We start from the raw sequence: 12,829 nt of genomic DNA on the forward strand, positions 1-12,829 counted from the left end.
AATTTAATGGCCTTTGATGTTGATGAAGAGATACTCCAGGATTTTTTGATTGAAGCAGGCGAGATCCTAGAGCTGTTGCAGGAGCAGTTGGTGTCGTTGGAGAATAATCCGGAAGACACTGATTTGCTCAACGCCATCTTCAGGGGATTTCACACGGTCAAGGGTGGTGCAGGATTCCTGGGCTTGGCTCCCATGGTGGATGTATGCCACGAAGCAGAAAACACCTTTGACTTGTTGCGTACCGGCAAGCGTAGTGTCAGCTCCGAATTGATGGACATCATTTTGCAGGCGCTTGACAGCATAAATACTATGTTCGGCCAAACTCAGTCCGGTCAGGAGCAAGAACCGGCAGATGAACTGTTGTTGGAAAAACTGAAATTGCTTAGCTCTGGGGCGCCTCTGCCGTCTGAGCTGGCTCAGGAAGAAACTCCCGCGGTTGATGAAACCAACGATGAAAACGTTGATGAACTGTTCGATGGTATGTTGGACAGTGCCGGGGTGGAGTTGTTTGACGCGCCAAATGAAACAATCTCCGAGGATGAGTCCAAAGCATTGGTCCAAGGTACTGAAGGCAGTATAGATGACATTGATGAGGCTGAGTTTGAAGCCTTGTTGGATGCGCTACATGGTTCAGGCAAGGGGCCTTCTGCGAGTCATTCTTCGGCGGCCAATGTTGGTGCGCCTTCAACCAGCGACAGTGTATCTGCAAGTTCTGCTTCGGACGATATCACTGATGATGAATTTGAAAAGCTACTCGATGAGTTACACGGCAAGGGGCAATTTGCTGCTGCACCTGCGGAAAACTCTGCGGTGGTTGAGCAAGCTCCATCAGCCAGCGTCGATGCCGATGAAATTTCCGATGATGAGTTTGAAAAGCTGCTCGATGAATTGCATGGCAAAGGTGCCGGTCCAGGTGCTAACACCAGTGGTTCAGAGCCTGCAGCGAGTAACGCCAGTGCCAAAGCGCCTGCTGTATCTCAACCCTCTGCATCTCAAGTAGCCGCACCTAAAGCGCCTGCAGCAAAGACGGCTCCCTCAGTGGCCAAAGTTGAGGCACCTAAAGCGACTGCCAAACCTCAGGCCAAGGCTCCGGCTGTTGCCAAAGACTCGGCTCCGGCCAAGGCTGCGACCAGTGTACCGCAAGGGGAAACCACGGTTCGGGTAGATACGGCTCGCCTGGATGAGATCATGAATATGGTTGGTGAGTTGGTATTGGTGCGTAACCGTTTGGTCAGCCTCGGTATCTCCCGCGAAGATGAAGAGATGTCCAAGGCGCTGGCCAACCTGGATCTGGTGACTTCCGATCTGCAGGGCGCCGTGATGAAGACCCGAATGCAGCCGATTAAGAAAGTATTCGGTCGTTTCCCTCGGGTGGTTCGCGACTTGGCCCGCAGTCTCAATAAAGAGATAGATCTGCGGATGATAGGTGAAGACACAGATCTGGATAAGAACCTGGTCGAAGCCCTTGCCGATCCCCTGGTGCACTTGGTGCGTAACTCAGTGGATCACGGTATTGAAATGCCGGATGTGCGTGAGGCTAATGGCAAGCCAAGAACCGGGGTGATTACCTTGGCAGCCAGTCAGGAAGGGGACCATATTCTGCTTAAAATTGAGGATGATGGCGCCGGTATGGATGCTGCCAAACTCAAAGAGATTGCCATCAATCGCGGAGTGTTGGATGAAGACAGCGCTGCGCGAATGTCCGATCAGGAGGCCTATAACCTGATCTTTGCCCCAGGGTTCTCAACCAAGGTGGAAATTTCCGATATTTCCGGCCGAGGTGTTGGGATGGATGTGGTCAAGACCCGTATTACTCAGCTCAACGGCTCAGTGCATATCGACTCGGTCAAGGGTAAAGGCACCCGCCTGGAGATCAAAGTACCTTTAACCTTGGCGATTATGCCGACCCTTATGGTGGAAGTGGCTAAACAGGTGTTTGCACTACCGCTCTCCAGCGTGAATGAGATTTTCCATCTGGATTTGACCAAGACCAATATCGTCGATGGACAATTGACAGTGATCGTTCGCGATAAGGCCGTACCGCTATTCTATCTCGAGCGTTGGCTCAGCCGTAAAGCCATGAGCTTCCAGCATGGGGATAAAAAACTGGGGCATGTTGTCATAGTCCAGCTTGGTACCATGCAAATAGGTTTTGTGGTGGATGCTCTGATAGGCCAGGAAGAGGTGGTGATTAAACCACTGGGCTCTATGTTACATGGTACTCCGGGAATGGCCGGGGCGACTATTACATCAGACGGCGGTATAGCGCTGATCCTCGATGTACCAGGATTGCTGAAGCACTACGCCAAGTCCAAGCGTTGAAGTGCCGTATAAGGATTTAAATGACCATTAAAGTTTTGGTTGTCGATGACTCTAGCTTTTTTCGACGACGTGTCAGCGAGATAGTCAATCAGGATCCTGAGCTTGAAGTTATAGGGATGGCCAATAACGGTGCCGAAGCCGTTAAATTAGCCGCCGAACTCAAGCCTCAGGTTATCACCATGGATATCGAGATGCCGGTCATGGATGGCATAACGGCTGTGCGGCAGATCATGGCCACTCATCCGACACCTATCCTGATGTTTTCCTCTTTGACCCATGATGGTGCGAGAGCAACCTTGGATGCCTTGGATGCCGGGGCTCTGGATTTTCTGCCTAAGCGTTTTGAGGATATAGCTACCAACAAGGATGAGGCTATTCGTCTGCTGCAACAAAGAGTTAAGGCTTTGGGGCGCAGGCGTTTATTCCGTCCTATAGTTCGTCCGAGTACGCCGCAACCTCAGGCAAGTGCTCCCAGTCGACCTGTTGCGCCAAGCAGTTCGCCGCGGCAAACTGTTACTGCTGACAGCGCAGCAACCAATCGCCAGCCGGTGAGGCGCGCCAGCGGTGCGGTGCCAGCCAGAGCCAGTGGTAAGCAGTACAAGTTGTTACTGATAGGTACATCCACAGGTGGTCCCGTGGCATTGCAACGGATTTTGACCCAGTTCCCGGCCGACTATCCGCATCCTATCCTGCTGGTACAACATATGCCGGCAGCTTTTACCCCGGCCTTTGCCAGTAGGCTTAATGGCTTGTGTAAGATTGAGGTTAAAGAGGCGGCCAACGGTGATATGCTCCGGCCCGGTTGTGCCTATTTGGCGCCAGGTGGCATGCAGATGATGCTCGAGCGTTCGGGCGCCACAGGCCGAATTAAAGTCCTCGCCGGCAATGAAGACATGAACTACAAGCCCTGCGTCGATATCACTTTTGCTTCGGCTTCCAAGGCTTTCGGTGGTGATGTGTTGGCGGTTATCCTGACGGGAATGGGAGCCGATGGCAGAGAAGGGGCTCGTATGCTCAAAGGCGTTGGTGCCACCATCTGGGCTCAGGATGAAGCCTCCTGCGTGGTCTATGGTATGCCACAGGCTGTTACGGCGGCAGGTATCTCCAGCCAATCTATCTCATTGGATAATATGGCCGAGGCGATACTGAGAGAATCTGCTCGTGGTTGACAAAGAAACGCGTCTGCTGGGATACCGGCTGGCGCTGTTTTTGTTTTTCATTCTTCTGATCCTAGTGACGGCGCTGTACTGGGACTTACGGCAGAAGAACCGCCAGCTGAGTGAGCAAGTGACCCAGCTCGAGTCGTCTCAGGTTCTGTTAATGGTGCCGGATGAACAAGCGGCGATTATTGCCGATTGGATGAGTCGTCATCCTCAACAGACGGCATCCTTACTGGACGTGATAAAACCTAAGGTCGCCTCCGGTATCGATGTGACGACAGCGGTTTCGCCTCATACGCAAACATCCCAGACTTTGGTGTCAGGTGAGGTCATCAAGCCTGGCGATGTTGCGGATACAGAGATACCACAGCAGGTGCCGGAAACTGAGCTGGAAAATGGCGTCAAAGTGATACGTTTACCTCACGGTGGGATCCGCGTCACGACTCGAGAAGAGGGTTCTGAGTAGCCGTTCAGCATAAGAAAGATAATAATAGTGGTTCATTAGATAAGCTTGGCCGATATGGCAAAAATAAGGGGCGGAAAGTGAAAGTCTGGACCATTGCAAACCAAAAAGGCGGGGTGGGCAAAACCACGACAGTAGCCAGTTTGGCGGGCGCTTTGGCCAAACGCGGTCAACGGGTTTTGATGATAGACACAGACCCCCATGCTTCACTGGGGTATTATCTGGGGATCGATTCGGAAGAAGTTCCCGGGTCCTTGTATGATCTTTTCCTGGCTCACAACAACATTGAACCCACTTTGGTTAAACAGCATGCTGTTCCAACATCGGTAGAAGGTGTTGATCTTATTGCGGCAACAATGGCTTTAGCCACACTGGACCGAGCCTTGGGTCACCAAGAGGGAATGGGCTTGGTTTTGCGGAATATTCTTAAGTCAGTCGAGGAGGACTATGATGTCGCCTTGGTTGATTGTCCCCCTGTATTGGGAGTGTTGATGGTCAACGCCTTGGCTGCCAGTCAACACATAGTGATCCCGGTTCAAACTGAATTTCTGGCGATCAAAGGTTTGGATAGAATGATCAAGACTATGGAGCTAATGGGTCGCTCGAAAAAGACCCGTTACAGTTACTCCATAGTGCCTACAATGTACGATAGGCGTACCAAGGCTTCTCCGGCAGCCTTGCAACATCTTGGCGAAGTATATGGCGATACCTTATGGCCGGATGTTATCCCTGTGGACACCAAGTTTCGCGATGCCAGTTTAGCCCATCTGCCGGCATCCCATTACGCCCCTAATTCTCGGGGGGTGAAGGCTTATGAGCGTTTGCTCGATTATTTGCTGGCCGGGGAGTTTGACCATGTCAAAATCGGTTGATGAGACTGTTTTTGATTATTTCAGTTTGCTGCTGACCGAGCCAGCTCCCAAGGCTAAACCTGGGCTGAAGCCGGAAGCGAAAGTGGTGGTGAGTATTGAGCCGGTTCAAAAGGCTGAGCCGCTACTGGAGAATAACATTGCCGCGCCAGTCGATAATGTACTTGATACTGAACCTAAGGTAGCGCCTCTTTTTCAGCCGCAGAGTACAGCTAAACGCTATCAGGTTGAACCCGAGAAGCCGAGGCTCGATCGTAGTGCACTGGAGCAGTTACTGGCTCCTGTGTTTAGAGAGCCGCTAACCGAAACCCCGACCAGCGGAACTCAGACCGAGACCGTCTTGGCCACTGCCGCAAAGCTTGAGTTATCCAGCGAGGCAGTTGTAGAGCAGGCTGAGATTGAGACAGGTGTCGCAAAGAGCGAACCAGAATTGCAGGAGACGGTTCAACTCGAAACGCAAGTCGGCGCGCCGGTTTCGCCGATAGAACCACTTAAAGAACAACTGGAAGATGAGTTTCAGGTGCTGTTCTTTAAGGTGGCAGGGCTGACGCTGGCCGTGCCTCTGATCAGCTTGGGCGGTATAGTCAGAATTGAACGTATCAATCATATATTTGGGCGTCCGGGATGGTTTATGGGGGTGCAGGGGTATCGAGAGTCGCAACTGAATATTGTTGATACCTGCGCCTGGGTTATGCCGGAAAAATATGACGATAAACTGGCGCAATCCGTAAATTATCAATATCTTGTAGTATTAGAGAACAGTAATTGGGGTTTGGCTTGTGAGTCTTTGGTCAATGCGGTCAAGATTGACAAGTCGCAGGTCAACTGGCGAGGCAGCGAAGGCAAGCGTCCCTGGTTGGCTGGAGTAGTGAAAGAACAAATGTGTGGCATTTTGCATGTACAGGCATTGATCGAAATGCTCAATGCCGGGTTAGGTTGTCAGGATCCGATAGACTGAGGTAAATATGACAGATTCAAGAAATGTAGCAGCGGTATCTGCGGGAAAGGACGATGCCGTTCTCCAATGGGTGACCTTCAGACTGGATAACGAAACCTATGGCATCAATGTGATGCAGGTTCAGGAAGTATTGCGTTATACCGAGATTGCCCCTGTACCCGGAGCCCCTCACTACGTGCTGGGGATTATAAACTTGCGCGGCAATGTGGTGACAGTGATCGACACCCGTTCACGATTTGGTTTACCTTCGGCTGAAGTGGACGATTCTACCCGAATCGTGATTATTGAAGCAGAAAAGCAGGTAATAGGCATCTTGGTCGATAGCGTGGCAGAGGTGGTCTATCTGCGTCGCTCTGAAATCGATAATGCGCCTAATGTAGGTACCGAAGAAAGCGCCAAGTTTATTCAGGGTGTCAGCAACCGTGGAGACGAGCTGTTGATCCTGGTGGATTTGGATAAGTTGCTTTCTGATGATGAATGGGCCGAGTTGGCGCAAATCTGATTGAAGTTTGCAGGGAAAAGGAGTTTTAACCCATGATGGGCGATGGCTTTTTGATCGCTGCGCTGGTATACGTTGTTGCCTGTCTTGGGCTGGTACTGTACCTGCAAAAACAAAACAATAAGCTCAGAAGCAAGGTTGAAGCCTTAACCGTTTTGGTCAAGGAAAGCGACAAGCAAAGGGAAGCGTTAAAGCGGGAACTGCAGGAGCTCCGCAGTGGAACCATAGGGGTCGGGCGTCGGGTGTTGGAGCTGGAGAAACTCCTGGTTGAGCAAAATGCCCGCTTGGATGAGTCGATGCAGCAGGATCCGCAAGCCAAGCTCTATAGTCGGGCCATGAAAATGGTACAACTGGGAGCAGGGGTTGAAGAACTTATTCGCGAGTGTGAATTGCCCAAGGCCGAAGCTGAACTCCTTATCCGTTTACACGGCAAGACAGCCAGAGCCTGAACTTTTGCCGTAGTTCCTAAAGAGCGCTAAGATGCGCTCTTTCTATTTCTGCCATGTAATCAGTCTGAAAGCGTTTTTGGCGTCTAGCTTAGCCGTTTGCCAACATTATCCGCTTTTGGATTAAGCCTTATCGACAATCCTTTGATGTAGGTTATTCCATTGCTCTGGGAATTTGCCATCCAACATATAGACAAAGGCGATCAGTTCGGCGATCAGCTGGTAGAGTTCCTTGGGGATCTCTTCTCCCAGTTCCAACATTTGCAGAAAGTCACTCAGGTAAGGGTCTTGATGAATATGGATCCCGGCCTCTTGCGCTAACGCAATGATCTCTTCCGCCAACAGATCTTGGCCCTTGGCTGTTATCTTGGGCGCCGTTTTGCCATCATAACTCAGGGCCACGGCCTGACGAGGTTTGGCTTGCTTGTCGTTTGAATCCATGGACATAGTTTTTCCTCAGGCTTTCAGTTGCACCAGATAGTGATCGCCGGGCAATAGGGTCGCAGGCACAGGGGCAACGTGTGCCTTCAGTTCGTTGGGAGTGAGTCCTAACTGAAGCAGTTTTTGCGACAGGGGGGGTAAGAAATTACTGACCCGGCTTATCAACGCCTGGGTGCTACCAATAAATTGCAGATCGACCTTATCATCTTTAACCTTCGCCTTGATCAGCAAAGACCCCATCCCCAGATTAAATTTGAGTTGCAGTTGCCAGGCTCTGTCTTTGTCAGCGTCCTTATCCTGGTCATTGTGCTCAAATTTGCCCTCCAATTGCTCGTTTCTCTGGTTGAGATAGTAAGGCAACATGAAGTACCAGCATTGGCCGTTATTATCAATATTGGCTTGTTGATAAAGCGCGACTGCCTGGGACATCTGTTGCAGTGCGTCTAAAGTGCCGTTTTTTTCCAGTGAAGCTAACTGGTGATTTTGCAGGCCTGACTGGTTTTGCAGCCCCTCCAGGTATTGCCTCAAACGCTGAGGGACGCTGAGGTTCTGGTTGCTCGCCCTGACACCAAGTAGCAACTGAAATAAAGTAGTAATCGCACTTGCTTGAGTTGGGGCCTGTGACTGTGTTTGTTGACTGGTCAGCTGTAGCCCAGAGAGTCCTAGCAGTTCACCTCTAAGCTGTGATGGCTCTGTCAATTCACTCAGAGGCACCGGGGATAACGAGGGCAATTGCTTGAGCAGTTCAGTGGCCAGGTTGTGTTTGACTTCAAGGGCCATGGCCTCGGCTCTTGGCATCGCGCCGGCCTTATTAAAGGCACGCTGAAGGAAGTTCAGCTCTGGTATTTTGCTGGTTTCGCCGGCAACTTTATTAGCTGTGCTTACGTCAGTTGGTTTACCAGTAAGGGGGGGAGAGACGGATTGGGGCGGGGGAACACTGGCTTTATCTGTTCCCGGCATAAGAGTATTTTTTGACTGCGGTAATACAGACGCGGCCACTTTACTGTCAGTGGCCTGAGGCAAACCAGATTTGGCGGCTAAGGTAGACTCTTTCAGTGATGCTTGCTCCCCTTTATTCTGGAGTTGTTGCACCTGGGATTGAGGTTGCTGCTCCAGCAACTTGATTAACCTGGCGTAGGTTTGGGCAACTTCTGGTTTGGTTATCAACTGCTCATTTGTTTTACCTGAGTCAATTGTTGGCGGGTTTGATAAGGGGGTCAGCCTTACCTCCAGCCTGGCATTGATGGGCGTTAATTGCAGCAGCAGTTCCTGATTGTTGCCGACAACCTTGGCTACGTATTCTCCGGCGGGGAGTTGTAACTGTGGTGGGAAGGCGATGCTGGTACCATTGGCAAAGCGCATTTCGCCTTGCGAGACGGTCACCATGGGCAAAGGGTAGCCTTGCGGTCTGGTTGCCAATTGCTGCAATGTTGTTTGACTGATGCCATTCTTTGCCGCTAACTGCATCAAAGCGTCCGGCAGTTTTATCTGTACTTCGTTTGCCAACAAAAGCAGTTGAGTGTTTTTACCTTGGATGATTTCCGGTAAGGGGCGAGTCAGCTCCAGTAGGGTAGTATTGGCTTGATAAAGAAGGGCCTTGGCTTGAGCGGTGCTTTCTTGCTCAACAAACTGCAGTTGATATTGTGCATTTTGAATTTGCAACCTGATCTCGCTGCTAACCTCCATAGTGGTTACCGGTAACAGCGGGATAGATGTGTTTGTTTGAGGCGAAGGACCCGGCCTTGAAGAGGGAATTGTACCGTTCACTGGATCCATTGTTGCAAACCCCGCTCCTCGAGTTGTTTTATCAGTAAGCAATCGTAAATTTAAATTTGATCTATTTCTACAGCGAAGTATCCTTATCCGTCCAAATCGACATTGGCAGAAAGTTGACTGTTGCTGTAGGTATAATTGGTTATCGGCCCATGGTAATCAAAGCTTTAACAGTTTTTCGGTTGGATTACCGCGGTTCTTATACAAAGAGAGTAATATGAAGTTTAAATGGATTCTGATGGTTGCAGCTGCGCTGAGTGCACATTCGGCAGTGGCTGCAGGGAGTAGCGCAAGCAACAAAACACAGGATGTGCGCATCAGTTACAATGACCCAAGGGATCCGATCGAAGGGTTCAACCGTGTCATGTGGGACTTCAACTATTTGTATCTGGATAGATTTCTCTATCGCCCCGTCGCTCATGGTTACAATGACTATGTACCCATGCCGGTCAAGTCAGGTCTCAACAACTTTGTGCTTAACCTCGAAGAACCTCAAAGTTTGGTCAACAACAGCTTACAGGGCAAGTGGGGCTGGGCGTTGAATGCCGGAGGCCGCTTTACTGTCAACTCAACCGTTGGTCTGCTTGGTTTGATTGATGTGGCAGACATGATGGGAATGCCTCGAAAACAGGACGATTTTAACGAAGTGCTGGGTTACTATGGCGTGCCGAATGGTCCCTATTTTATGGCGCCATTCTTTGGCCCTTATGTTACCCGTGAACTCGCTTCAGATTGGGTGGATGGTCTATACTTTCCGTTATCAGAGCTCACTATGTGGCAGTCGGTGATCAAGTGGGGCCTTAAGAATCTTCATGCCCGTTCTGTTGCCATAGATCAAGAAAGATTAGTAGACAACGCGCTCGATCCATACACTTTCGTCAAAGATGCTTACATACAGCACATGGATTATAAAGTGTACGATGGCAATGTGCCTTCGAATGAGGACGAAGACGAGTTGCTTGATGAATATATGCAGGAACTGGAGTAACCCGCCATCTGTTTGCTTATCGCAGGTGGTTGATAAGGTCACTCGTTACCGGCGATTGATACCTGCGGGGAATTACCATGGCGCTAAACAGTCTCAATGTACTGCTGGTTGAGGATGACCCCGTCTTTCGCAATATTGTCGCCGCCTTTCTCAGTGGGCGTGGCGCCAATGTTGTTGAAGCCGAGGATGGCGAGCAAGGACTACAAAGTTTTAAAAATCATAAATATGATGTGGTGGTAGCTGATCTCTCAATGCCCAGAATGGGGGGGTTAGAGATGCTCAAGGCCATGTCGCGCATTAATCCAGCTATTCCCTCCATTGTAATTTCTGGAAACCAGGTCATGGCCGATGTCGTTGAAGCTCTGAGAATTGGAGCTTGCGATTATTTGGTTAAGCCCGTATCGGATCTCTACAGTATCGAGCATGCCATTAATCAGTGCTTGCTGACTCCTGAACATGAGCAGTGCTCTCTCAATAAAGATTTGGAAGAGCTTTCTTTTATGGAGCTCAATGAAAATTTGGCCTTATTGGAGCAAAATGCGGAAGCGGCCAAATGTGTGCAACAACAGTTATTCCCAGCAAGCCGCATTGAATACCCTAAGGCTAGATTGGATTACAGCCTGTTTAAACATGAGCAAGTAAGTCCTTACTTTATCGATTCGGCCATGGTAGGGACTAATCATCTCATTATGTACATGGCACATTTCCATCCAGAGGACAATAGAGCCGCCTTTGCCAGTGTGTTGATGCGCAGTTTCGTCAATCAGAAGCTGAAATTGAATCGTAACGGCATCAGTTCCGTAGTGTTGGAACCTTTCAATATGCTCAGTTACTTGAATGACCGTTTGGTCAAGTCTGGGCTGGACCTATATTGCGACATGATCTATATCGCGATTGAGCTCGATAGTTACCGGGCGGCTATCGCTCAGGCGGGTAGAGGATTGAGGTGCTATATACGTAACCTGGATGGCATCACACCGCTGGCGTTGGCTGACTCATTGCAATTGGGATTGTTGGAGTGGGGGCGCCCGGCAACTCATTTCCGTAGTATATTGCCCGGTGAGAGTCTTTGTATCATTACCAATGAGCCGGAACATAGGCAATTATTGCAACAAGACAGGTTTTTGGGGCTGACCTTTAATCCTCGGGTTCCTCAAGGTGGCTTTGTTCAATTGTCACTGTAAGCATTTGTTTGGGGCGAGGATATCGGCAGTATGTTGTAGTGTAGAAAAACTCAATGAAATAGAGTCGGCAAGCACACTCGAACACGCTGACAAGAAAGGCTGCATAATGCAGCCTTTCTGTTAAACAACGGAATAGTCATTAGCGCTTAATGGCTTCATGATCGCCAGTTACCGCGATTTCTTGCTCCAACGCTTCTTCTTCGGAGTGATCGTGTATTTTATTCTCTGCACCGTGCATCCAGTCGACCAGTTTATCGGCCATAAAGTAAAGAATGACACCGGAAATAGCTGCTGTAATAGCAATGCCAGAGAAGATGGACATGGCATTGGCCAATTGTTCTTCTTTCTCGCCGCCGTGACCGATAAAGGAGCCGACAATACCGGCAATTTTGTTGGCCATAGCGATAAACAGGAACCAGGCGCCCATCATCAATGAAACGATACGCAGGGGGGCTAATTTGGTAACCATAGACAGACCAATAGGTGATAAACAAAGCTCACCCATGGTGTGGAAGAAGTAGGCTCCCACCAACCACCACATGCTGGATTTGGCAGAGGCATCGCCACCCATTTCCATTACGGCGCCAATCATAAACAGGAAGCCGATTGCCAGCAGAAACAGGCCAAGTGCAAATTTTACCGGTGAGTTGGGTTCTTTATCCCCTAAGCGGATCCAGATAGATGCCACAACCGGAGCAAAGACAACGATGAAGATGGCATTAAGTGACTGGAAATAGGTGGTGGGTACTTCCCAAGTGCCGATAAAACGGTCAGTGAACTCATTGGTAAACAGGTTCATCAGACCGCCGGCCTGCTCAAACCCTGCCCAGAAGATAATGGTAAATAGACCCATTACCATGATCACCTTAATGCGATCGCGTTCCACTTTGGTCAGTGGTTCTTTTCGCACTTGTCCGCGGGCCAAATCTTTTTCGCGTTCAAGTTTGGCTGAAGGCACAGTACCTATGTCGCCCAACAACTTTTGGGCGAAGAGGAATTGGATGATCAGTGACAATACCATACCGATACCGGCACACATAAAACCTGCTTGCCAGTTATTGATGGTAACCTCCATACCATCTATTACTTCAGTATGACCAAAGCTGGTATAGGCCCAAGCTACTACAAAACCGGAGAGGGCTGCGCCCAAGTTGATCCCCATGTAGAAAATGGTGAAGGCGCCATCGCGGCGATGATCGCCTTCTTCGTACAGATCACCCACCATGGTTGATATGTTGGGCTTAAACAGACCGTTACCTATGATAAGGGTTCCCAGGCCTATATAAAACACCATGGTTTCAAGACCTGGAGTCATGCTGTGGGGCGTGGCCAAGGTAAACTGACCTATCGCCATCAGCGCACCGCCAATGTAAATTGCTTTCCGTTGGCCAAGGTAGTTATCCGCAAGCCAGCCACCAATGAGGGGGGTGAGGTAAACTAAAGCAGTGAAGGTACCGTAAAGAGAAAGGGCATCTGCCTGAGTCCAGCCCAGGCCTCCGCCTTGAGAGTTAACCTGATCAACAAGATACAGTACCAGAATGGCTCGCATCGCGTAGTAACTGAATCGTTCCCAAAGCTCTGTTGTAAACAGCAGGAACAATCCCTTGGGGTGCCCGAGCACTGTCCCTTTGGGTTTTGCTAAGCTCATGAAATCTTCCACCTTAAATTTGTTAGTTGGTCGTGTGACAAGGGTCAACACGGAAAGTGACTGTTTTTTTATCCCAGC

The 12,829-nt window shown here is 49.9% G+C and carries 12 protein-coding genes; 9 read left to right on the forward strand and 3 right to left on the reverse strand.

Annotated features, from left to right (window positions below):
• The first annotated feature begins 6 nt into the window (after positions 1-6).
• From CBE72_RS03150 to CBE72_RS03180, 7 genes are all read left to right on the forward strand, one after another.
• Positions 7-2,322 carry a chemotaxis protein CheA gene (locus CBE72_RS03150; RefSeq protein ID WP_100142279.1) on the forward strand — a complete coding sequence of 772 codons (2,316 nt, stop codon included), beginning with the start codon at positions 7-9 and terminating at the stop codon, positions 2,320-2,322.
• Between the two features lie 20 nt (positions 2,323-2,342).
• The gene (locus CBE72_RS03155; RefSeq protein ID WP_100142280.1) at positions 2,343-3,491 is read left to right on the forward strand and encodes a protein-glutamate methylesterase/protein-glutamine glutaminase; all 1,149 of its coding nucleotides are present in this window, start codon (positions 2,343-2,345) and stop codon (positions 3,489-3,491) included.
• Positions 3,484-3,948, forward strand: a complete 465-nt coding sequence (locus CBE72_RS03160; protein WP_100142281.1) for a membrane anchored protein in chemotaxis locus — start codon at positions 3,484-3,486, stop codon at positions 3,946-3,948. The genes CBE72_RS03155 and CBE72_RS03160 overlap by 8 nt, the downstream gene beginning before the upstream one ends.
• 77 nt (positions 3,949-4,025) lie before the next feature.
• A complete protein-coding gene (locus tag CBE72_RS03165; protein ID WP_100142282.1) occupies positions 4,026-4,817 on the forward strand; it encodes a ParA family protein in 792 nt (263 codons plus the stop codon).
• Entirely contained in the window at positions 4,801-5,772 is a 972-nt protein-coding gene (locus tag CBE72_RS03170) for a chemotaxis protein CheW (RefSeq protein WP_100142283.1), read from the forward strand. Before CBE72_RS03165 ends, CBE72_RS03170 begins: the two co-directional genes overlap by 17 nt.
• A gap of 7 nt (positions 5,773-5,779) precedes the next feature.
• A complete protein-coding gene (locus CBE72_RS03175) occupies positions 5,780-6,274 on the forward strand; it encodes a chemotaxis protein CheW (RefSeq protein WP_100142284.1) in 495 nt (164 codons plus the stop codon).
• Between the two features lie 35 nt (positions 6,275-6,309).
• Positions 6,310-6,720 (forward strand): DUF2802 domain-containing protein, encoded by a 411-nt coding sequence (locus tag CBE72_RS03180; protein WP_100142624.1) that lies wholly within the window; start codon positions 6,310-6,312, stop codon positions 6,718-6,720.
• A gap of 120 nt (positions 6,721-6,840) precedes the next feature.
• On the opposite strand, the gene CBE72_RS03185 is transcribed toward CBE72_RS03180, so the two are convergent.
• Positions 6,841-7,164 (reverse strand): EscU/YscU/HrcU family type III secretion system export apparatus switch protein, encoded by a 324-nt coding sequence (locus CBE72_RS03185; protein ID WP_229671814.1) that lies wholly within the window; start codon positions 7,162-7,164, stop codon positions 6,841-6,843.
• A 9-nt stretch (positions 7,165-7,173) separates the two neighbouring features.
• Complete coding sequence (locus CBE72_RS03190; RefSeq protein WP_100142285.1) at positions 7,174-8,844, reverse strand: hypothetical protein; 1,671 nt, start codon at positions 8,842-8,844, stop codon at positions 7,174-7,176.
• 304 nt (positions 8,845-9,148) lie between these two features.
• On the opposite strand from CBE72_RS03190, the gene CBE72_RS03195 reads away from it, so the two are divergent.
• Entirely contained in the window at positions 9,149-9,919 is a 771-nt protein-coding gene (locus CBE72_RS03195) for an MlaA family lipoprotein (protein ID WP_100142286.1), read from the forward strand.
• Between the two features lie 77 nt (positions 9,920-9,996).
• Positions 9,997-11,103, forward strand: a complete 1,107-nt coding sequence (locus tag CBE72_RS03200) for a response regulator (protein ID WP_100142287.1) — start codon at positions 9,997-9,999, stop codon at positions 11,101-11,103.
• A gap of 139 nt (positions 11,104-11,242) precedes the next feature.
• Here CBE72_RS03200 and CBE72_RS03205 read toward each other — a convergent pair whose 3' ends face one another.
• Positions 11,243-12,751, reverse strand: coding sequence for a peptide MFS transporter (locus tag CBE72_RS03205; protein ID WP_100142288.1), 1,509 nt, complete (start codon positions 12,749-12,751; stop codon positions 11,243-11,245).
• Positions 12,752-12,829 lie beyond the last annotated feature (78 nt).

The organism is Shewanella carassii, from assembly GCF_002777975.1.
Lineage (GTDB): Bacteria > Pseudomonadota > Gammaproteobacteria > Enterobacterales > Shewanellaceae > Shewanella > Shewanella carassii.